Source organism: Janthinobacterium sp. BJB301, assembly GCF_002735685.1.
Taxonomy (GTDB): Bacteria; Pseudomonadota; Gammaproteobacteria; order Burkholderiales; family Burkholderiaceae_D; genus Janthinobacterium; species Janthinobacterium lividum.
The window spans coordinates 172,759-191,781 of sequence record NZ_PDZJ01000001.1 but is presented as its reverse complement, the minus strand read 5'-3'; the positions used below and the strand labels follow the sequence as shown (position 1 = coordinate 191,781).

Annotated in this window: 23 protein-coding genes; 12 read left to right on the top strand and 11 right to left on the bottom strand. The window is 63.1% G+C overall.

The features are described 5' to 3' along the window. Positions 1-96: 96 nt before the first annotated feature. The gene (locus CSQ91_RS00925) at positions 97-270 is read right to left on the bottom strand and encodes a Flp family type IVb pilin (RefSeq protein ID WP_071650303.1); all 174 of its coding nucleotides are present in this window, start codon (positions 268-270) and stop codon (positions 97-99) included. Between the two features lie 204 nt (positions 271-474). After that, entirely contained in the window at positions 475-1,164 is a 690-nt protein-coding gene (locus CSQ91_RS00920) for a LuxR C-terminal-related transcriptional regulator (RefSeq protein ID WP_034786248.1), read from the bottom strand. A gap of 561 nt (positions 1,165-1,725) precedes the next feature. Here CSQ91_RS00920 and CSQ91_RS00915 point away from each other — a divergent pair. The 3 genes from CSQ91_RS00915 to CSQ91_RS00905 are packed head-to-tail and all read left to right on the top strand — an operon-like array spanning position 1,726 to position 4,183. After that, positions 1,726-2,214, top strand: a complete 489-nt coding sequence (locus tag CSQ91_RS00915; RefSeq protein WP_034786390.1) for a TadE/TadG family type IV pilus assembly protein — start codon at positions 1,726-1,728, stop codon at positions 2,212-2,214. Then, positions 2,214-2,825, top strand: coding sequence for a TadE/TadG family type IV pilus assembly protein (locus CSQ91_RS00910; protein WP_034786251.1), 612 nt, complete (start codon positions 2,214-2,216; stop codon positions 2,823-2,825). Before CSQ91_RS00915 ends, CSQ91_RS00910 begins: the two co-directional genes overlap by 1 nt. Further along, positions 2,825-4,183, top strand: coding sequence for a VWA domain-containing protein (locus tag CSQ91_RS00905; protein WP_099387125.1), 1,359 nt, complete (start codon positions 2,825-2,827; stop codon positions 4,181-4,183). Before CSQ91_RS00910 ends, CSQ91_RS00905 begins: the two co-directional genes overlap by 1 nt. 14 nt (positions 4,184-4,197) lie before the next feature. Here the strand turns inward: CSQ91_RS00905 and CSQ91_RS00900 are convergent, their stop codons facing one another. Next, positions 4,198-6,054: an amidohydrolase gene (locus CSQ91_RS00900; protein WP_099387124.1), complete on the bottom strand. Its 1,857-nt coding sequence runs from the start codon at positions 6,052-6,054 to the stop codon at positions 4,198-4,200. 67 nt (positions 6,055-6,121) lie between these two features. Then, a complete protein-coding gene (locus CSQ91_RS00895; protein WP_092718713.1) occupies positions 6,122-6,775 on the bottom strand; it encodes a hydrolase in 654 nt (217 codons plus the stop codon). 217 nt (positions 6,776-6,992) lie between these two features. Here CSQ91_RS00895 and CSQ91_RS00890 point away from each other — a divergent pair, with 217 nt between their 5' ends. The 7 genes from CSQ91_RS00890 (at position 6,993) to CSQ91_RS00860 (ending at position 12,182) form a co-directional block, all read left to right on the top strand. Beyond that, positions 6,993-7,235: a hypothetical protein gene (locus CSQ91_RS00890; RefSeq protein ID WP_070278636.1), complete on the top strand. Its 243-nt coding sequence runs from the start codon at positions 6,993-6,995 to the stop codon at positions 7,233-7,235. Between the two features lie 187 nt (positions 7,236-7,422). Then, positions 7,423-8,793 (top strand): DEAD/DEAH box helicase, encoded by a 1,371-nt coding sequence (locus tag CSQ91_RS00885; RefSeq protein WP_034786262.1) that lies wholly within the window; start codon positions 7,423-7,425, stop codon positions 8,791-8,793. 244 nt (positions 8,794-9,037) lie between these two features. Beyond that, positions 9,038-9,838: a 2-oxo-tetronate isomerase gene (otnI, locus tag CSQ91_RS00880; RefSeq protein ID WP_099387123.1), complete on the top strand. Its 801-nt coding sequence runs from the start codon at positions 9,038-9,040 to the stop codon at positions 9,836-9,838. Between the two features lie 88 nt (positions 9,839-9,926). Further along, positions 9,927-10,745 (top strand): hypothetical protein, encoded by an 819-nt coding sequence (locus CSQ91_RS00875; RefSeq protein ID WP_099387122.1) that lies wholly within the window; start codon positions 9,927-9,929, stop codon positions 10,743-10,745. Beyond that, positions 10,730-11,197 (top strand): hypothetical protein, encoded by a 468-nt coding sequence (locus CSQ91_RS00870; RefSeq protein WP_052140479.1) that lies wholly within the window; start codon positions 10,730-10,732, stop codon positions 11,195-11,197. The genes CSQ91_RS00875 and CSQ91_RS00870 overlap by 16 nt, the downstream gene beginning before the upstream one ends. An 83-nt stretch (positions 11,198-11,280) precedes the next feature. Further along, complete coding sequence (locus CSQ91_RS00865) at positions 11,281-11,700, top strand: VOC family protein (RefSeq protein ID WP_034786265.1); 420 nt, start codon at positions 11,281-11,283, stop codon at positions 11,698-11,700. 110 nt (positions 11,701-11,810) lie between these two features. Continuing rightward, entirely contained in the window at positions 11,811-12,182 is a 372-nt protein-coding gene (locus CSQ91_RS00860; protein WP_070278630.1) for a TraR/DksA family transcriptional regulator, read from the top strand. Between the two features lie 183 nt (positions 12,183-12,365). On the opposite strand, the gene phbB is transcribed toward CSQ91_RS00860, so the two are convergent. Further along, complete coding sequence (gene phbB / locus CSQ91_RS00855; RefSeq protein WP_099387121.1) at positions 12,366-13,112, bottom strand: acetoacetyl-CoA reductase; 747 nt, start codon at positions 13,110-13,112, stop codon at positions 12,366-12,368. A 231-nt stretch (positions 13,113-13,343) separates the two neighbouring features. On the opposite strand from phbB, the gene CSQ91_RS00850 reads away from it, so the two are divergent. Continuing rightward, positions 13,344-13,664, top strand: coding sequence for a hypothetical protein (locus CSQ91_RS00850; protein ID WP_034786271.1), 321 nt, complete (start codon positions 13,344-13,346; stop codon positions 13,662-13,664). A gap of 86 nt (positions 13,665-13,750) precedes the next feature. Beyond that, the gene (locus tag CSQ91_RS00845) at positions 13,751-14,617 is read left to right on the top strand and encodes a universal stress protein (protein ID WP_034786273.1); all 867 of its coding nucleotides are present in this window, start codon (positions 13,751-13,753) and stop codon (positions 14,615-14,617) included. A 20-nt stretch (positions 14,618-14,637) separates the two neighbouring features. Here CSQ91_RS00845 and CSQ91_RS00840 read toward each other — a convergent pair whose 3' ends face one another. The 6 genes from CSQ91_RS00840 to CSQ91_RS00815 all read right to left on the bottom strand — a co-directional run bounded on the left by CSQ91_RS00840 (position 14,638) and on the right by CSQ91_RS00815 (position 18,961). After that, positions 14,638-14,997, bottom strand: a complete 360-nt coding sequence (locus tag CSQ91_RS00840) for a hypothetical protein (RefSeq protein ID WP_034786275.1) — start codon at positions 14,995-14,997, stop codon at positions 14,638-14,640. Positions 14,998-15,193: 196 nt separating this feature from the next. Next, positions 15,194-15,760 (bottom strand): glycine zipper domain-containing protein, encoded by a 567-nt coding sequence (locus tag CSQ91_RS00835; RefSeq protein WP_070278622.1) that lies wholly within the window; start codon positions 15,758-15,760, stop codon positions 15,194-15,196. A gap of 126 nt (positions 15,761-15,886) precedes the next feature. Further along, positions 15,887-16,630: an amino acid ABC transporter ATP-binding protein gene (locus tag CSQ91_RS00830; protein ID WP_099387120.1), complete on the bottom strand. Its 744-nt coding sequence runs from the start codon at positions 16,628-16,630 to the stop codon at positions 15,887-15,889. Then, positions 16,627-17,319, bottom strand: coding sequence for an amino acid ABC transporter permease (locus CSQ91_RS00825; RefSeq protein WP_034786282.1), 693 nt, complete (start codon positions 17,317-17,319; stop codon positions 16,627-16,629). Before CSQ91_RS00825 ends, CSQ91_RS00830 begins: the two co-directional genes overlap by 4 nt. Continuing rightward, complete coding sequence (locus CSQ91_RS00820; RefSeq protein WP_099387119.1) at positions 17,319-18,002, bottom strand: amino acid ABC transporter permease; 684 nt, start codon at positions 18,000-18,002, stop codon at positions 17,319-17,321. The genes CSQ91_RS00825 and CSQ91_RS00820 overlap by 1 nt, the downstream gene beginning before the upstream one ends. A gap of 128 nt (positions 18,003-18,130) precedes the next feature. Further along, on the bottom strand, positions 18,131-18,961 hold the full coding sequence (locus CSQ91_RS00815) for a transporter substrate-binding domain-containing protein (RefSeq protein ID WP_034786287.1): 831 nt from the start codon (positions 18,959-18,961) through the stop codon (positions 18,131-18,133). Positions 18,962-19,023: the final 62 nt, after the last annotated feature.

Here is a 19,023-nt window from a genome sequence, read left to right as displayed (position 1 = left end):
ATGGCATGACGGCATGCGCATCGTTGGGCGGGAAGTCGACAGGCCGGTGCGCAAGGGCAGCCGGCCTGCCGGGGTGCAGCGCGGTGGACAGGCGCCTTAGATCGCCGCGCCCGTCAGCTTGGTGCCGATCGCCTTGAAGGCGCCATCGAGGCCGGTGGTGAAATAGCCGACGGCCGTGACCAGCGCCGCAGCCACCAGCGCAGCGATCAGCGCATATTCGATGGCAGTCACGCCATCTTCTTCGGCGATAAAGTTTTTAATGAAATTCATATTATTCCCTTTCAGGTCAAGTTTTAAACATGATAAAAACTGAAAATACAGTCTGAAAATAAAAACATTATCCTTGTTTTTATTTGCCATTTTCTGATGCGTGTATTTTATATAAACAAACATTAAATCGAATCAGAGAAAAGTCATTTTGTGCGCAGTACAAAACATCTTAATTTTTTACCTATAATCAGGACATATGTACTGTCATTCCGCATGGACGGGCTCGGCCAGGCGGTTGCGGGTGGCGTACACATATAATTCCAGGCGGTTGGTGACATCGAGCTTGCTGTAGATCGATGTCAGATGATTACGCAAGGTTTGCTCCGAGATAAAAGCCCGCTGGGCTATCGCACGGTTCAGCGCGCCATTTCCTTCCACCATCATGGCCACGATCTTGCGCTCCTTCAGCGTCAACCTGGCAATCCGCTGCTCTTCCGGGTCGGGCGCCGCTTCCGGCTTGTTCAGCACGCCCAGCATGCTGTCGAGCAGCGCCGGATCCAGGCACAATTCGCCTTGATGCAGGCGGGCGATGGCGTCGATCAGTTGCTTGACGGACGTTTCCTTGCCCAGCACGGCGCGCGCGCCGCTGCGTACGGCCCGCCCGCACTCTGCCTGGTCCTGCGTGCCGCTGAACAGCAGCACCCGCGAGACGCCATTGCCCAGCAGCTGCGGCAGATAATCGATGGCGCAGGCGCCGCCGCAGCCAAGATCGGCGTCGAGCACGATGACGTCGGGACACAGGGTGCGCGCCAGCAGCAGCGCGCTGTCGATCTCGGTGGAGCTGGCCACCACCTGCATCGCGGGCTGGGCGCCGGCGAGCAACTGCTCCAGGCCCCACAGCCAGGTCTTGTGGTCCGACACCAGCATGACGCGTATGACATTATTTGTTGACATGCTTTACCTCTTTACTTGTAGCCCACTCCCTTCGGGGGAAGGTGGTTGATCCGAATCGGGTTGCCTGCCTCATCCGCGCGCGCCTTCTGCTGCCGCGCACGGGGGAAAGAAGTCATGGGGGCACGAAGGAAGAGGCGTTGGGCCGGCACGCGCAAACGCGGTGCGTGCCCCACGGCAGCGGTCGCCGCATGCCGGGCGTGTGCCGATGGATGGGCAGCGTGGCCAGGGCGGACGCGCCGCTGGCGCGCCATCGCTGCTGCCACCGCTGCTGTTGCTTACATTGCAGCATTTTTGTTGCATCACCTTGCAAAACAAGTCCTTGCCTGCACGCAGGACAATCCTGACACCAGGCCTGTTTTCATACCCGCGCATATTACTCCCGGCCCTGTAGCGACGGGGCCGGCACGTTTGAAATAACGCAGTTAATTGCGATTATCTTGACCTGTAATAATTTAAATGGCGGACACGCCATTGAAAATCGATATAGAATAATTGCCAGTCAAATGGCGCAATGCCATCCGCCCGACATTCGTCATCGCGGACCTTAACCGGATTATTCCCATGCGCTTAAAACAGGCCGATTCCCGCATATTCCGCAAGCACAGCGGACAGGCTGGCGCCACCCTGGTCGAATTGGCCCTGATAACACCGGTCTTTCTCATGCTGATAATCGGCATCATTGAATTGAGCATGGCTTATTTTGCCAATATGACCATGCAGCACGCGGTGCGCGAAGGGGCGCGCTATGCCGTCACGGGGGCCAAGGACCTCGACCCCGACAGCGCCAACCAGCAGCGCTACCACGCCGTCATGCAAAAGATACGCGACAGCTCCATGGGCATGTATGACAAGGTCAGCCCCGTGATCTCCGTCAACGGCAGCGATGCGGTGGGCGCCGCCATGTTCGGCCAGGCCGGCGATATCGTCGTCATTTCCGTCGATTGCCGCTGGGCGTTTGCCACGCCTTTGATCCGTGCCCTGTTCCGCGACGGCCAGGCGCATTTCGTGGTGGCCGCCACCATGCGCAATGAAAGCTTTGGCGGCCTGTGATGCGCGCGCCCACTCCCCGTTTTCCGCGCCGCGCCGCGCGTGGCATCGCCGCCATCGAATTTGCCATCGTGCTGCCCTTGCTGGCCTTGCTGCTGTTCATGCTGGTTGACCTGTCGCGCGCCATCCAGGCCAAGACTATCCTGCTCAATATCAGCCGCGAAGGCGCCAACCTGTCCGCGCGCGCCACGTCCGACCTGAGCGGCTCCAGCCAGGGCATCATGAACGCGCTGGCCGCCAGCACGCCGCCGCTGGACATGCACGGGCGCGGCATGATCTACATCACCAAGATCATGGGCTACACGGCGCAGAGCGGCTTGCGCAATATCGTGCTGGAACAGTACCGCTGGGACGCCGGCGCAAAGGCCAGCGGCTACCTGCCCGCCAGCCAGGTGTGGCAATGCGGCAGCTGGCGCGATGGCACGTGCACCGGCATCGCCAAGGACGAATACGCCCCGACGGTGTCATTGATGCAGAGCCAGCTGGCCGATGGCGAACTGATCTACGCCGTGGAAACTTTCTACAATTTCGACATGCTGTTCGGCACATTGAAATTTGGCAACAGCACGACGCCCGTGCTGGCGCCCAACCTGACTTCGATGACGGTATTCTGATGCGCATTCCACACCAGCGGCAAGGCGGGCAAGTACTGGTCATGGTGGCGCTGTCGACCGTCGTCCTGATCGCCTCCGTGGGGCTGGCCATCGATTCGGCCCTAGGCTACTTCGTCAAGGCCAAGCTCAACGCGGCCGTCGACGCGGCCAGCCTGGCGGCGGCGCGCGGCGTCACTGCGGGCAACTCGGAAGAAGAACAGCGGACCAGGGCGCGCCAGTCGGCAAGGGATTTTTTTGAAGTCAATTATCCGGACCACTTCCTGCTGTCGACGCCGACCCTCCATCCCGTCGACGTCACGTTCGACAAGGGCACCGTCACCATCGACGTCTCGGCCAGCGCCTCGCTGCCCGTCTCGCTGATGGGCGTACTCGGCTTCAAGACCCTGGAGGTGGCCGCCAGCGCGCAAACCATCCGCAAGGACCTGGACATGGTGCTGGTGATGGATACGTCGCGTTCGCTGGAACACAATGCGGACGCCGTGCGGGCGGCGGGCAAGTCCTTCCTGAACAAGTTCAACGCCACGGTCGACCGGGTCGGTTTGCTGCACTTCGCCTCGGAAGCGCAAATCGACGTCCCGATCAGGCAGATCGAGCGCGGCTTCGACCGCGGCGGCATGACCATGAAAGGTGGAAAGATCGATCAATTCGCCTTTGTCGGCGGCACCAACTCTTCCGCCGGCATGTTCCAGGCGCGCAAACAGCTGAACGACATCGAGCAGGTCAACCGCTCCAGCCTGCGCGTCATCGTGTTTTTCTCCGATGGCTCGCCGGCGGCGTTTTCCTCGTACTTTCCCAATGCCGGCGGCAAATGCCAGACGGCGGGCGGGCTCGCCACCTTTCCGAAACTGCAAAACCCGGCGCTGGCAGGCCTGTACCGGATGAAAGTGAGCGACACGCTCCAGTACGGCGATTGCGCCGCCAGCCAGATCACCGCGCTTCCCGCATGGTATAACGCGACGAATGACGCCGCCCACGCCAACGACGCGGCGCTGCGCGAGTTTCCCATCGTCACCAACTCGCCCCGCGTCGTGACCGCTTCCACCGCGACGGCGCAGGCGCAATGGACGAATGTGCACCGCGCCTCGCGCAACCTGGTCGAAGCGATGGCGGCAAAAGCGCGCCAGGAAGGCATTTTCGTCTTTACCCTGGGCATGGGCGCCTCGCTGAAAACCAAGGAAGGGCCGGACAACGAGCTGGGCGAAGACTTGCTGCGCTGCCTGGCCAATACCACCGATGCGAAAGCGGCTTGCCGCAAGCCGGCCGAACCCGTGGGCCTGTACTGCTATGCGGCCAGCGACAGCGACCTGAGTCCCTGCTTCACCCGGCTGGCCTCGGCCATTCTGCGCATTTCCAAATAACGCCTGGCCAGCCGCTAAAAGGCGAAACAGCTGCAGCCCAAGGTGCCCCAGAAACCGGAAAAATCGCTGATCGGCACGGCCGATGTGCGCGCCCGGTCGTGGGCATGCGCATGCACGCCGCAGGCGCCCGCGCACTGGTGCGGCAGCATGGCTTGCGCTTGCGCCGGCCTGGCCACGGGACGGTAGTGTCCCGGCACCGTGCGCACGGGCGACCATTCGGGCAGCACGGGAATCAAGGGCGGCGCAAGATGGGTAAATTCCGCCTGGCCGTAGACGATCTTGCCGCCCACCATGGTCAGCACGGATTCGATGGACTTGATCGCTTCTTCCGGCACGGCGAAGTAATCGGCCGACAGCACGCTCAAATCGGCCAGCATGCCCTCGCGGATGCGCCCCTTCTTGCCTTGCTCGCTCGAGAACCAGGCGCTGCCCGCCGTCCACAGTTCCAGCGCCGTATCGCGCGACAATCTGCCCGCCGCATCCGTCAGGGCCAGGCCGCCCACGGTGCGCCCCGAGACCAGCCAGTACAGCGCCGTCCACGGGTTGTAGCTGGCCACCCGCGTGGCATCCGTGCCACCGCCCACGGGCACGCCCGCGTCCAGCATGCGCTGCACGGGCGGCGTGGCTTTCGCCGCATCGGGGCCATAGCGCTCGACAAAATATTCGCCCTGGAACGCCATACGGTGCTGGATGGCCAGGCCGCCGCCCAGCGCCCTGACCCGGTCGATATTGCGGGGGCTGATGGTTTCCGCGTGGTCGAACAGCCAGTGCAGGCCGCCGAACGGCGTGTCGCGGTTGACCTTTTCAAACACGTCGAGCATGCGGCTGATCGATTCGTCATAGGTGGCGTGCAGGCGGAACGGCCAGCGCTGCTCGACCAGGTGGCGCACGACCTTTTCCAGCTCGTCTTCCATGCCGGCCGCCAGCTCGGGACGCGGTTCGAGGAAATCCTCGAAGTCGGCGGCGGAAAACACCAGCATTTCGCCGGCGCCGTTGTGGCGGTAAAAGTCCGTGCCGTCGCCCGGCTTGATCATGCCCGTCCACTTCTGGAAGTCCTGCAATTCCGCGCCCTTGTTTTGCGTAAACAGGTTGTAGGCGATGCGTATCGTCAGCTGCTCTTTTTGCGCCAGTTCGTCGACGACGGCGTAATCCTCGGGATAATTCTGGAAGCCGCCGCCCGCGTCGATGGCGCTGGTGATGCCGAGCCGGTTCAACTCGCGCATGAACTGGCGCGTGGAGTTCACCTGCAATTCCAGCGGCAGCTTGGGGCCTTGCGCCAGGGTCGCATACAGGATCATGGCGTTCGGGCGGGCGATCAGCAAGCCGGTGGGGTTGCCGGCCCCGTCGCGCACGATTTCGCCGCCCGGCGGGTTCGGCGTGTTCCTGTCGTAGCCGACGGCGCGCAGGGCGGCGCGGTTCAGCAGGGCGCGGTCATACAAGTGCAGGATGAAGACGGGCGTGTCCGGCGCGGCCGCGTTGATTTCATCAAGCGTGGGCATGCGCTTTTCCGCGAACTGGAATTCCGTCCAGCCGCCCACCACGCGCACCCATTGCGGATTCGGCGTGCGCAGCGCCTGTTCTTTCAGCATGCGCAAGGCGTCGGCCAGCGAAGGCACGCCTTCCCAGCGCAATTCCAGGTTGTAGTTCAAGCCGCCGCGGATCAGGTGCAGGTGCGAGTCGTTCAGGCCGGGAATCACCGTGCGGCCAGCCAGGTCGATCACCTGCGTGGCGGGGCCGCGATGGCGCATCACGTCTTCAACGTCGCCCACGGCGAGAAATTTGCCATCGGCGATGGCGACGGCGGACGCCAGCGGCTGCGCCCTGTCGACCGTATGGAAACGGCCATTGAGCAAGATCGTGTTTACGTGCATGGGAACTCCCGAATCAGGTGAAAACACGGTCCCGCCGGCAGGCGGCGGAACCGGAGTCAGTGAACAATCAATGGCCTTCGCTGGCGTTGAACATGGATTTGGCGTAGATCAGGCCCAGGCCATAGCCGCCGCCGTGCGCCACGGCCGTCGCCACCGTCTCGTTGTAGGTCTCGCCACGGGCCCAGTCGCGCTGCAGTTCCAGCAAGTATTGCACGGACGTCATCGGCTGCGCACCCGCCTGTATCATGCGCTGCATGGCCATCGCATGCGCTTCGTCGGAGACGTCGCCGCTGGCGTCGGCGATCACGTAGACCTCGAAGCCCTGCTCCAGCGCCGACAGGGCTGGTCCCACGATGCAGACGGAGGTCCACAGGCCGGCCAGCACGATCTTGCCCTTGCCGTAGCCATTCACCTTGTCGGCGATGCGCGCATCTTCCCAGGTATTCATGCTGGTGCGGTCGATCGGCGCCTGTTCGGGGAAGACGGACTGGATTTCGTCAAAAATAGGGCCGGAGAACGATTTGGCTGCCACCGTCGTCAGGATCGTCGGCACCTTGAATTCCGCCGCCGCCTTGGCCACCAGGGCCGCATTGTTGCGCAGCAGGGCCAGGTCGATGGAACGGGTGGCGAACGCCATCTGTGACTGGTGGTCGATCATGATCAGGGTATGATCGTTCGGGGTCAGCAGTTTTTGTGCGGCTTGGGCGGTGGCGATAGGCATGATGGTTTCCTTAGTGAAAATAATTGAACATGAAAAAAGATGTCGTTGCATGATGTTTCTGCTCCTGCCCTTGCGTCACGCTGTGTGTGCCGGGCCAGTGCTATGCAGTATGGACGAGATACTTTGAAAACAAAAACGGAAAGAATGCGAAGTTATATTCGATTTCTTCGATGATGAAAAATAACCGCGGCGGCAGCCCGCGCATCCAGGAGAAAACATGGGATTTGAATTCAGGGTCACGGCCAGCCTGACGCCGGAACAGCGCCAGCACATCGCACCGCTGCTGGCGGCGCTGCCGCCGGCATCAGGCGCCATGCCGGACACGGACGCCAGGCTGACGGACGCCGGCCTGTATATATGCCAGCACCTGCGACCGGACCCGTGGCACGGCCTTGAAGCCCTGCGCGCCTGGCTCGATGCGCAGGGCGTGCGCTACACCGTCGACGAGATCGACGACTAGGCACCCTTTTCTTTACTTGCGGCATTGCAAAGCTGAAACAAAACAGGCGCGTTTTTGCCAGGCTGTTATACTTCGCGTGTGCGGCACATATGACCAGTCCCCTTGCCGCTGTCTTTCGACCCCTAATCTGATTGCCTGCGACTGGCGCCCCACGATGGCGACAGGCCGATCTCACAATAAAGTTACCATGTCCTTTTCCTCCCTCGGATTGTCCGACGCTATCGTACGTGCCGTTACCGAACACGGCTACACCGTGCCGACCCCGATCCAGTCGCAGGCGATTCCCGCCGTGCTGGCTGGCGGCGACTTGCTGGCCGGTGCACAAACCGGCACCGGCAAGACGGCCGGCTTTACCCTGCCCGTGCTGCACCGCCTGTCGACGGACGCCAATGGCGCGTCCATCACCAGCAACACCTCGACGCGCCCGATCCGCGCCCTGATCCTGGCCCCGACGCGCGAACTCGCCGCGCAGGTCGAGGAAAGCGTGCGCGCCTACAGCAAATACACCAAATTGAACTCGACCGTGATCTTCGGCGGCGTCGGCATCAACCCGCAAATCAAGCAGCTCAAGCATGGCGTCGACATCCTCGTCGCCACGCCGGGCCGTTTGCTGGACCATATGGGCCAGGGCACCGTCGACCTGTCGAAAGTGGAAATCCTGATCCTGGACGAAGCCGACCGCATGCTGGACATGGGCTTCATCCGCGACATCAAGAAAGTGCTGGCCGTGCTGCCGCCAAAACGCCAGAACCTGCTGTTCTCGGCCACGTTCTCGGAAGAGATCAAGGCCCTGGCCGACGGCTTGCTGAACAAGCCAGCCATGATCGAAGTGGCGCGCCGCAATTCGACCGTCGAAGTGATCAAGCAAAAGATCCATCCGGTCGACCGCGACAAGAAACACCCGATGCTGTCCTACCTGATCAAGTCGAACAACTGGACGCAAGTGCTGGTATTTACGCGCACCAAGCATGGCGCCAATAAACTGGTCGAGCAACTGGGCGCGGACGGCATCGGCGCCTTGGCCATCCACGGCAACAAGAGCCAGTCGGCACGCACGCGCGCGCTGTCCGAGTTCAAGGATGGCACCTTGCAAGTGCTGGTCGCCACCGACATCGCCGCGCGCGGCATCGATATCGACCAATTGCCGCACGTCGTCAACTACGACTTGCCGAACATTCCGGAAGACTATGTGCACCGTATCGGCCGCACGGGCCGTGCCGGCGCCAAGGGCGAAGCCGTGTCGCTGGTCTGCGTGGATGAGCACGAAATGTTGAAAGACATCGAAAAGCTGATCAAGCAAACCCTGCCGCGCGAAGTCATCCCGGGCTTCGAGCCCGACCTGAACGCCCGCGCCCAGCCTGTGCAATTGCGCAGCGGCACCGGCGGCCACCGCAACAACAGCCGCGCGCCAGCCGGCGCCGTCGTGCGCGTGAAAACCGGCGGCAGCGGCGCCAAGCCACGCAGCGCCGGCCCATCGGGCGGCGGTGGCGGCGGCAACCGTTCGGGCAATGCGCCGCGTTCGGCGGCGAACCACAGATCCGGCGGCCGCGGCCGCTAAAACGCGGCCTGAAAGCTACTGCGCGGGGCGCTATTGCGTTTGCGTTGCTCGCCGTACTCTTGTACGGCTGCGCGACTCGACGCAATATCACTCCCGCTCGCTACGCTTTCAGGCAGCGTTTGTCTTTATCAAAAAGACGATAAAAACCGTTCCAGGACTTGCTTCTGGAACGGTTTTTTTATGCACGCCACCATTTGCCGATTTGGGCTAGGATAGTATCCATCGTCCTCACCTGCGTGCTGCCATGCCGAACTTCGCTGCCAACCTCAGCATGATGTTTACCGAACTGCCCTTCCTCGACCGCTTTGCCGCCGCCAGGCAAGCGGGCTTCGATGCCGTCGAATTCCTGTTCCCCTATGCCGTCGAGGCGCGGCAGATCGCCATGCGGCTGGAACGCCACCAGCTGCAGCTGGCCGTCTTCAACTTCCCGCCAGGCGACTGGGAGCACGGCGAGCGGGGCATTGCCTGCGATCCGCGCCGGGGCGAGGAATTCCGCGGCAACGTGCAACTGGCGCTCAACTATGCGCTGGCGCTGGGGGCGAAGCAGTTGCACTGCATGGCCGGCATCGTGCCGCCCGGCATGAGCCTGGAGCGGGCGCGGCAAAGCCTGATCGGCAACCTGCAATTTGCGGCCGACGCCTGCCGTCCGCATGGCATCAACGTGTTGATCGAGCCCATCAACCGCTACGACATGCCCGGTTACTTTCTGAACCATAGCCAGCAGGCGGCCGACATCATCGCCGACTGCCAGCGCAGCAATATCTTCCTGCAATACGACGTTTATCACATGCAGCGCATGGAGGGCGAGCTGAGCAACACCATCCGCGCCATGCTGCCCCTGATCCGCCATATCCAGATCGCCGATACGCCGGGCCGCCGCGAACCGGGCACGGGCGAGATCAACTACCGCCATGTGTTCAAGCTGCTGGACCAGGTCGGCTACGCAGGCTGGGTCGGCTGCGAATACCGCCCCGCCAGCGATACCGTCGCGGGACTGGGTTGGCGCGAGCAATTGACGGGCACAGCGGGCACGCTGGGCGCCTGATCGCAGCGCGCTTGCGCCCGCACAAGGCGGGCGGCGCAAGCCGGCACGACAATACCTTTCCATACAGTATTTCCTGTCGAGAGGTGCCGTGTCCACCCTGCCCGCCCGCCATCGCCGCGCCCTTTGCCTGAAGCTGTACCTGAGCCTCTTCCTGGCTGCCGTGCTGTGCGGCTGCACCACTTCGCGCCCCGAGCTGGCGCAAGTGCGTGCCCTGGCCGCCGGCACCGATGCCTTGACCGCCTTCAACGAACTGTCGCAGCGCCACGTGGACACTTACCAGCGCGCCCGCCCCTATCTGTCGCCCGCCGAAGATGCGCGCGAACGCCTGCTCGATGCGCAGCGCCGCGCCGCGCAGGCGGACGTGGCGCGTCTGGCGCAGGCCGTGCGCCTGTACCTACAGGCGCTGGGCCGGCTGGCCAATGCCGATGCGTATGACGTGCAGTCCGAACTGGCCGGCGCCGGCGCCGCCATCCGCGCCTGGCCAGGCAGCGGCATCGACGACCGCCATATCAGCGCCTATACCTTGCTGCTGCAGCAACTGTCGCGCCTGGGCGGCGCGGCCAGCCAGCAGGCGCACCTGGCGCAAGTGCTGCACGAGGGCGACGCGCCGCTGCAAGCCCTGCTGGCCGCGCTCGACAGCTTGCTGGCGCTGTACGACAAAAGCGGCGATAACGAGCGCGACATGGTGCTCGGCTTGCTCGACGTGGAAATCGCCTATGCGGACACGCCGCAGCAACGCCTGCTGGCCGTGCTGGAGAAAAACATGCAGCAAAGCAAAACCGAGGAATACCGCCTGGTTGGCCTGCGCCATACCCTGGCGCGCCGGCAACTGGCGGCACTGGGTCGCGAACACGCGCAGCTCGCTGCCACCCTCACCACCACGGAGGCAAGATGGACGGATCGGTAGGCAGCAGCAGCGAACGCCGCGAAGCGGCTCTCAGCAGCGCCATGCGCGTCGAGCAACTGGCCGACAGCCTGTCGCAGGCGGCCGTCACCTTGCACGGCGCCGTCATGCGCGCCATCCGCAAGCGCGCCAGCCAGGGCGCCAATGGCATCAGCCACAGCCAGGCGCAAGCCGTCTTCGCCCTGGAAGTGGCCTTGCGCCAACAAGCCAACCAGCTGTATGCCGATGCCGCAGGACACACCGTGGCGGGCCTGGAAACGGCGCAGCGCCAGCTCAGCGGCCTGCTCGACACGGTGCGCCTGCGCATCGCCCGCAACGACGACGTGCGGCACTGGATCAGCCTGGCGACGAGCTTGTTGCACCTGGGCAGCGCCGTCCTCGCCGGCAACCCCGAGCGCATCCTCGCCACTCTGGGCAGGGTGCGTGAGCGGCTGCAAGAGATGGCGCCGGACTGATTGAAATCGGCCGGCAAGCGCCTATACTGGGACGGCCCCGCCTGGCAATCGTGCCTGCGGGGCGATGACCAGAGGAGACCAACATGCGTATCGAACCGTATTTGCAATTCGATGGAAACTGCGCGCAAGCGCTGGAATACTATCGCCAGCACCTGCATGGCACGGACCTGTGCCTGATGCCGTATCGGGGCAGCCCGGGCCAGGACCAGGTCAAGGAAGACTGGTATGACAAGATCATGCACGGCTCCGTGCAGCTGGGACCCACCATGCTGATGGGCTCGGACGGCGGCTGCAGCGAAGATGGCGCCAAGGGCATGAGCGGCAGCGCGATCTGCCTGACCGTCGATACGCCGGAAGAGGCGGAACGGGTCTTCGACGCGCTGGCGCGTGACGGCAACATCCAGATGCCCCTGGAAGTAACGTTCTGGGCCAAACGCTTCGGCATGCTGAAAGACCAGTTCGGCGTGGCCTGGATGGTCAACTGCCTCAAGGAACCAGCATAGAACGGCCGCTGCCAGCCTGCGCCGCGTCAAACGCGGCGCGGGTGGTAGCGCAAGCAGAGTCGCCAATCTTGGACTACCATGATGGAAGTAACCTCTACCGGGTGACAACCATGAATGGATTGCCGCAAGACCAGCTGCAGCGTCTGCAGGGCGTGCTGGAGCAACGCAAGCTGGCGTTGCTGGAACAGATCGAGAATGAAACGGCGGAAGCGGATGCGCGCGCCTCGCTGCTCAATGAAATCGAAGCCTCGCCGGCCGACAACGCCAGCGTGCGCACCTTGAACGCCCTCGTCAGCGAAGCGGCCGAACACAACCTGGCGCAGCTGGCCATCATCAAGCACGCGCTGGCCAAGTTTGCCGACGGCAGCTACGGCCTGTGCGACAACTGCGGCGAAGCCATCGGCCTGTCGCGCCTGAACGCGCGCCCCGAAGCACGCCTGTGCATCGATTGCCAGACGCGGCTGGAAAAAACCCAGCGCTGAGTAGCGTGGCAGTGCCATGACGGCTGCGCCACGACAAAGGGCAAGGCATCGCTGCCCTGCCCCCTGTTTTCCAGCGTGACGACCATGCTGCCAGCCGCCCCCGCCAGCGTCTGTGCGCCGGCTGGATGGACGGGTCTCCTCTACTGCCATTGCCCTGCTTCACGTATCCAGCTGCACGCGGGATCAACTCATGTGCTGTCCGCCATTGATGGCGATATTCGCGCCCGTGACAAATGCCGCCTCGTCGGACGCCAGATAAGCGACCAGGGCCGCCACCTCGTCCGGTTCGCCCAATCGGCCCAGGGGAATCTGCGGCAGGATCTTCGTTTCCAGGATCTCGGCCGGCACGGCCGTCACCATCTGCGTGCGCAGATAGCCGGGCGACACCGTGTTGACGGTGATGCCGTGGCGCGCCACTTCCAGCGCCAGCGCCTTGCTGAAGCCATGCACGCCCGCCTTGGCCGCCGCGTAGTTGCACTGGCCAAACGCGCCCTTCTGGCCATTGACGGACGAGATATTGATGATGCGGCCCCAGCGGTTAGCCAGCATCGGCTCGAGCACCTGCTTGCTCATGTTGAACAGGCTGTCGAGATTGGTGCGCATGACCTCGGCCCAGTGCGGCAATTCCATCTTGCGCATGCTCTGGTCGCGCGTGATGCCGGCGTTGTTGACCAGCACGTCGATCCGGCCGAACTGCGCCAGCACGCTTGCCACGGCCTCGCTGCAGGCATCGAAATCGCCCACGTCGATGGCCAGCGGGTGAAAATAATACTGCTGTGACCGCTGCTTGTCGAGCCAGCTTTCCACGCGGGCATTGCCCGGCGTATGCGCCGCCACGACGGCAAAGCCCGCCGCATGCAGGCGGCGGCACAAGGCCGTGCCCAGGCCGCCCATGCCACCCGTGACCAGCGCTACTTTTTGTTCATTCATTGCTGTCTCTCCCGCTTGTTATGGATGTTCTGCGTGGGATCAAGTGTAAGTGGCACTTTTGAAAGCGGCATTGCGCCATATCAAAGGCTGAGCCCGCATATAGCAGCGTCTGCCTGCGCTGCATCCACGCATGAAAAATTGTCAAAATTACACTCAGCCGTGAGGTGATGGCACCTCGACAGGCAAGCCGTGCAGACTTTGCTTGAAGGTAAGACTCACAAGGAGAGCGCGATGGAAATCCAGGACGACACAGAAGCATTGAGGGACTTGTTCAACGACATCAATCCCGGCATGAGCGACGTGGAATCGGTGCATCAGGCGGAGCTCGATCCACAGCATGCGCTGGCCCTGATGGCCAATCCGAAAGCGGCGCTGAAAGCCATGGGCATCCCCGTCAGCGATGCCTCGCAAGTGCAGGTGACGATGAAGAACCGCGCCAGCCGCGCCATGGCGGAGGTGGCGCAAAAGGCGGCGCAATTGCGGCGCATCATCGTCATCGTGATTCACTACCGTAACTGCGACGCCGACATCATCATCATCGCCATGAGCTGAGGCGGCAAGCGCCGGCCGCAGTCGTGCGCGGCCGGCACCCCGGACTGTGCCAGAATGATCCCTACTGCACAGCGAGAGGACAGGCCATGACGTACAAGACCGTATTGCTCCACATCGACGACAGCGCCGGGCGCGCCGCCCGCATCGAAGCGGCGGCCAGCATCGCCCAGGCGTGCGGCGGCCACCTGACGGGCGTGGCGCTGACGGGCGTGTCGCGCCTGCTGTACCAGAACCAGCCCGACCTCGATGCGGATCCGAACCTGAGCTTGCATTTGAATTTCCTGCGGGAACGGGCGACGCGCGCCCTCGACGGTTTCGAGGCGCAGGTGCGCGCGGCCGGCGTCGCCTCGTTCGAGCAGCGCGTGCTCGACGACGAGGCGGCGGGCGGCATCAGCCTGCTGGCCCGCTATGCTGACCTGGTCGTCATCAGCCAATACAATGCCAAGGATAAATCGCCGTCCGTGATGCGCGACTTTCCCGCCTATGTGCTGCTGCATTCGGGCCGTCCCGTGCTGATCGTGCCGTATGCGCCGCCGCTACCCCTGCTGGCGCCGCCGGCAGCGGCGCGCAATGTGCTCATTTCCTGGAATGCCAGCAAGGAAGCGAGCCGCGCCGTGAGCGCCGCCCTGCCCCTGCTGCAACGCGCCGGACAAGTCCACGTGGCCATCTTCGATGCCCAGGTGCACGCGGCCGAACATGGCGAACAGCCGGGCGCGGAACTGACGCACTACCTGGCGCGACACGGCGTGGAAGCACGGCTGCATTTGCTCGATGGCGGGGGCGTGCGGCGCGGCGATATCGGCGAAGCGCTGCTGTCGCAGGCAGCCGACCTGTCGGCCGACTTGCTGGTGATGGGAGCGTATGGCCATTCGCGCCTGCGCGAAACGATTCTCGGCGGCGTCACGCGCACGATCCTGCAAAGCATGACCATCCCCGTGCTGATGGCGCACTAGGGACGAGTGAAAGCGGCGGGCTAGCCGCCCTGCCATGGCAGACTGCGGATCTTCGCCACCTGGCGCTGCGCCAGCCACTGCCACAGTTGCAGGGCGTCGCCCTGCGGCAGGGCCGACATGTGGCGCGGACTGGCGAGGGCGATTTCGCAATCGCGGTCCGACCATTCCTCGAAAGTGACTTCGCCTCCGCTAGCGACTTCGACCTGATACATCAAGCCATCGTCGTAGCCAAAGCGCAACAGGACGGCGGCCGGGCTGCCGTCCGGCGCGACGCCGCCACCGCGGTAGACCTCGGCCAGCGCATCGGCCAACTGTGCCGGCGAGGGCGCACAGATGTCGCGCCCATCGGCCCGTGTCAGAATGAACCATGCCTGTGTCATGACGCGACCTCCTATCCATACTCGTTAGCATGCGAGGCAAGTACTACAGGCAGTCACCTTGGTCCAGTGTCACTTCGGGCGCGCGGAAACTATCCCTGTCGGCATTGTTTACCAATAATTACGAATACTAACAAGGATCATACCTAAATTTCATGCAGCGCGGCATTTATGCATATTGCACGGCTGGCGCGCCGATTCACGCCACCAGCACGGGAATGCTGAGCGGATCGAAATCATGCCAGTCGCCATTGGCGATCGTGCCTTCCGCTTCCTCGATATGCTCGGCGCCGAGCCGGTGCAGCGCCTCGAGCGCCCGTTCGCGCTCGTCGAGGCCGCCCAGCGCCACGGCGATCAGCATGCCCGGATGGCGTGGCTGGCGGCGGTTTTCGCCATTGCTTTCGCCATTCTTTTCGGCTTCGCCCGCGTCCTTCATCTTATTGAAACTGTAGAGCGAACCCACGTGGGCGCCCACCAGCGCCCCCACCACCGGGCCCAGCGGCCCCGTCGCCAGGGTGGTGACCGCGCCGATGCCCGCGCCCACGGCGGCCCCGACGGCCACGCCTTCCACCACGCCCTCCGGCGTCTCTTTGGCGCCCGGCGACATGTCGCGGTCGCCGCCAAGCGCATGCAGATCATGCTGCCCCGGCTGGTTGACAAAAAAGGCGCTGATGCGGCTGTCGGAAAAGCCCGCCTGGTTCAGCGCGGCGCGCGCGACGTCGATCTGCTCCTGCAACTGAAAATGACCTGCGATGATGCGTGACATGATACGGCCCTCCTCGTCGGCTGCTGGCGCACCATGCGCCGCCTCGATAGCGTGCGCCAGACAACGCCAGGATACCGTTCGCTTACGCACACAGCCGCTTACTCCCATGCCCAATCATATGCTCACTCAAGCAGACGCGCTGAAGGGGCTGCGGATATCCGACAGGAATTGCTGTGCGCGCGCATGTTGCGGCCGCGCAAAGAATTCGTCGGGCGTGGCCCGTTCCAGCACTTGCCCATGGTCCATGAACCAGACCCGGTCCGCCACTTCGCGCGCAAAACCCATTTCATGCGTCACGCACACCATCGTCATGCCGCCCTGCGCCAGGTCGCGCATCACTTGCAGCACCTCGCCCACCATTTCCGGGTCCAGCGCGCTGGTAGGTTCGTCGAACAGCATCAGCGGCGGCTGCATGGCCAGCGCTCGGGCGATGGCCACCCGCTGTTGCTGCCCGCCCGACAGGGCTGACGGCATGGCGCGCGCCTTGTGCGCCAGACCCACCCGTTCCAGCAGGGCCAGCGCCCGCTCTTCCGCTTCGCGCCGGGTCAAGCCGCGCAAGCGCTGCGGCGCCAGCGCGCAATTGTCCAGCACGGAAAGATGGGGAAACAGGTTGAATTGCTGGAAAACAAATCCGATATGCGAACGGAAGGCATTCACGTCCAGCCCCGGCGCATAAATGTCCTGGCCCGCCACCGTGATGCGGCCCGAAGCGATCGGTTCCAGACGGTTGATGGTGCGGATCAGGGTCGACTTGCCGGAGCCGGACGGCCCGCACACGACCAGCACCTCGCCCTTGGCGACTTGCTCATTGATGCCGCTCAAGGCGTGATAGTCGCCATAGTATTTGTTGACGTTGTCAAAGGTGATCATGCAGCCGCTTTCAAGAGACGCGCCTGGCGCCGCTCGAGCCAGAAGGCCGCGCGCGACAGGCTGAAACACAAGACAAAATAGGTCATGCCCAGCAGGAAATACACTTGCACGGGTTTCGTCAGCACCAGGCCGTTCACTTGCGAAGCGATGAACGACACTTCGGCCAGGCCGATGATGTATCCCAGCGAGGTTTCCTTGATGGTCGAGACGAACTGGTTGACCAATGACGGCAGCATGTGGCGCAGCGCCTGCGGCAGGACGACCTGGCGCATGCTGTCCAGATATGTCAAGCCCAGGGAACGGGCCGCCTCCACTTGCCCCTTGGGCACGGCTTGCACGCCGGCGCGCACGATTTCCGCCAGATAAATGCCGTCAAAGATGACGAGGGCCGCCAGCATGGTGCCGAACTGACCGCTTTCGTGACCCGTGATGCTGGGCAGGAAGAAATACGCCCAGAAGATCACCAGCAGCAAGGGAATGCCCCGCACCACGTGGATCAGCGCGGCGACGGGCCAGCGCAGCAGCCGCCAGGGGCTCAGACGCGCCAGCCCCAGCAGCAAGCCGAACGGCAGGCTGAGCACCAGCGCCAGGCTGGCCAGCAGCACCGTCAGCGCGAGGCCGCCCAGCGGTCCCTCGGGATAGCGGCCGACGAGGAAATACAGCCAATAATCGTGGATCAGTTCCAGCATCAGGACACCTTCTTTTGCAGCAAGGTCGCCAAGCCCGCGATCACCAGCGAAACGGCAAGATACGCCGCGCTGGCGAAGACGAACGCTTCCACGCTGCGGAACGAGGCCGCTTCCACGCGCTGCGTCTGGTACATCAGCTCGGCCACGCCGATGACGGTGGCGATGCTGGTGTTTTGCCACAGATTCAGGGTTTGCGACAGTAGCGGCGGCGCGGCCAGCCGCAGCGCCTGCGGCACGATGCACAGGCGCATGGTGGCGAGAAAGCTGAAACCCAGCGCCCTGCCCGCCTCGAATTGCTGGGCGGGTATGGCGCGGATGCCGCTGCGGATGTCTTCCGCCATGTAGGCGGCCGTATATAAAGTCAGGGCCGTGATGGCGCTGACGGCTTCGATATTGCCGGCATACAAGCGCTCCTTCCAGGAGTCCGGCAACAATTCGGGCGCGCCGAAATACCAGAACAGGAAGTGGGCCAGCAAGGGCACGTTGCGGATCAGCTCGACATACGCGGCGCCCAGCCCCTTGAGCAGGCGCGACGGCGCCAGGCGCAGCATGGCTACACCGCACGCCAGCGGCAGGGAAAAGAGCAAGGTAATGCCCATCAGTTGCAATGACAGCAGCAGGCCGGACAGCAACCAGTCGCGGTAGTCGCCAGCCAGCAAAAAGTTCAGATCAAATTGGAGCATGATGGTGAAATATCATTGATGCCTAAGAAAACCGTAGCGAGCGGCAGTGATTTGCGGCTAAGAAGCGCAACCGTGCTGGAGCACGGTGAGCATCGCAGGCCGCAAAGCGAGCCGCGCAGTAGGTTTGCTTAGGCGTCGATCTTGTCCGATTCAATTTTAAATGTGCGTTTCTGGAATTTCACATTGCTCGTCGGGCCATACCATTTGAAGAACAGTTTTTCTGCCTCGCCCGACTTTTCCAGGCCGCGCAGCACCTGGTCGACGGCTGTTTTCACGCCCGTCTCGCCCTTGCGGATGCCGAAGGCAAACACTTCCTGGCTGATGTTTTGCGGCAGCACAATGTAATCCTTTTGCGCGGCGCCCAGCTTGGCGTAGTTATTCAGCAAGGAGACTTCATCGTCGACATAGCCGACGCCCTTGCCCTGCTGCAAGCCCAAGTAAGCCTGGCCCGCCGTCTCGAACGTCACCACATCCACACCGGGCACGGCCTTGCGGATATTCGGTTCCTGCGTGCCGCCCTTGACGGTCAGCACTTTCTTGCCGGCCAGGCCAGCAACCGTCGTGATATTGCTGCTTTTTTTGACCAGCACGCGCTGGCCCGTGTAAAACGTGGACAGGGAAAAGTCGATCAGCGCTTCGCGTTCCTTGTTATGCGTCAGCGATGCCGTCAGGATATCGATGCGGCCCTGCTGCAATTCAGGAATGCGGGCGGCCACGGCCAGCTGCTTGATCACCGGTTTGACGCCCAGGCCCTGGGCGATGGCGCGGCACAGGTCCACTTCATAGCCGACCAGCTGGCGCGATTTGGCGTCGATAAAACTGTTCGGTTCATCCGTGCCCAGAGTGCCGCAGACCAGCTCGCCCTTCGCCTTGATACTGGCCAACTGGTCCGCTTGCGCCACCTGGGTGAAGGCGATGGAGGTGAAAAGAAGCGCGGCGAAATGAAGACGGGTCTGCATGGAATTCCTCTGGTGAATAATGAATGCCGCCATTAGACCGCGGCACGCTTATTTCCAAAAAG

What these genes read in the sequence shown, in the direction of transcription:
- CSQ91_RS00925 (WP_071650303.1), bottom strand. Translation starts at nt 270, where the DNA reads ATGAATTTCATTAAAAACTTTATCGCCGAAGAAGATGGCGTGACTGCC.
- CSQ91_RS00920 (WP_034786248.1), bottom strand. Translation starts at nt 1,164, where the DNA reads ATGTCAACAAATAATGTCATACGCGTCATGCTGGTGTCGGACCACAAG.
- CSQ91_RS00915 (WP_034786390.1), top strand. Translation starts at nt 1,726, where the DNA reads ATGCGCTTAAAACAGGCCGATTCCCGCATATTCCGCAAGCACAGCGGA.
- CSQ91_RS00910 (WP_034786251.1), top strand. Translation starts at nt 2,214, where the DNA reads ATGCGCGCGCCCACTCCCCGTTTTCCGCGCCGCGCCGCGCGTGGCATC.
- CSQ91_RS00905 (WP_099387125.1), top strand. Translation starts at nt 2,825, where the DNA reads ATGCGCATTCCACACCAGCGGCAAGGCGGGCAAGTACTGGTCATGGTG.
- CSQ91_RS00900 (WP_099387124.1), bottom strand. Translation starts at nt 6,054, where the DNA reads ATGCACGTAAACACGATCTTGCTCAATGGCCGTTTCCATACGGTCGAC.
- CSQ91_RS00895 (WP_092718713.1), bottom strand. Translation starts at nt 6,775, where the DNA reads ATGCCTATCGCCACCGCCCAAGCCGCACAAAAACTGCTGACCCCGAAC.
- CSQ91_RS00890 (WP_070278636.1), top strand. Translation starts at nt 6,993, where the DNA reads ATGGGATTTGAATTCAGGGTCACGGCCAGCCTGACGCCGGAACAGCGC.
- CSQ91_RS00885 (WP_034786262.1), top strand. Translation starts at nt 7,423, where the DNA reads ATGTCCTTTTCCTCCCTCGGATTGTCCGACGCTATCGTACGTGCCGTT.
- otnI (WP_099387123.1), top strand. Translation starts at nt 9,038, where the DNA reads ATGCCGAACTTCGCTGCCAACCTCAGCATGATGTTTACCGAACTGCCC.
- CSQ91_RS00870 (WP_052140479.1), top strand. Translation starts at nt 10,730, where the DNA reads ATGGACGGATCGGTAGGCAGCAGCAGCGAACGCCGCGAAGCGGCTCTC.
- CSQ91_RS00865 (WP_034786265.1), top strand. Translation starts at nt 11,281, where the DNA reads ATGCGTATCGAACCGTATTTGCAATTCGATGGAAACTGCGCGCAAGCG.
- CSQ91_RS00860 (WP_070278630.1), top strand. Translation starts at nt 11,811, where the DNA reads ATGAATGGATTGCCGCAAGACCAGCTGCAGCGTCTGCAGGGCGTGCTG.
- phbB (WP_099387121.1), bottom strand. Translation starts at nt 13,112, where the DNA reads ATGAATGAACAAAAAGTAGCGCTGGTCACGGGTGGCATGGGCGGCCTG.
- CSQ91_RS00850 (WP_034786271.1), top strand. Translation starts at nt 13,344, where the DNA reads ATGGAAATCCAGGACGACACAGAAGCATTGAGGGACTTGTTCAACGAC.
- CSQ91_RS00845 (WP_034786273.1), top strand. Translation starts at nt 13,751, where the DNA reads ATGACGTACAAGACCGTATTGCTCCACATCGACGACAGCGCCGGGCGC.
- CSQ91_RS00840 (WP_034786275.1), bottom strand. Translation starts at nt 14,997, where the DNA reads ATGACACAGGCATGGTTCATTCTGACACGGGCCGATGGGCGCGACATC.
- CSQ91_RS00835 (WP_070278622.1), bottom strand. Translation starts at nt 15,760, where the DNA reads ATGTCACGCATCATCGCAGGTCATTTTCAGTTGCAGGAGCAGATCGAC.
- CSQ91_RS00830 (WP_099387120.1), bottom strand. Translation starts at nt 16,630, where the DNA reads ATGATCACCTTTGACAACGTCAACAAATACTATGGCGACTATCACGCC.
- CSQ91_RS00825 (WP_034786282.1), bottom strand. Translation starts at nt 17,319, where the DNA reads ATGCTGGAACTGATCCACGATTATTGGCTGTATTTCCTCGTCGGCCGC.
- CSQ91_RS00820 (WP_099387119.1), bottom strand. Translation starts at nt 18,002, where the DNA reads ATGCTCCAATTTGATCTGAACTTTTTGCTGGCTGGCGACTACCGCGAC.
- CSQ91_RS00815 (WP_034786287.1), bottom strand. Translation starts at nt 18,961, where the DNA reads ATGCAGACCCGTCTTCATTTCGCCGCGCTTCTTTTCACCTCCATCGCC.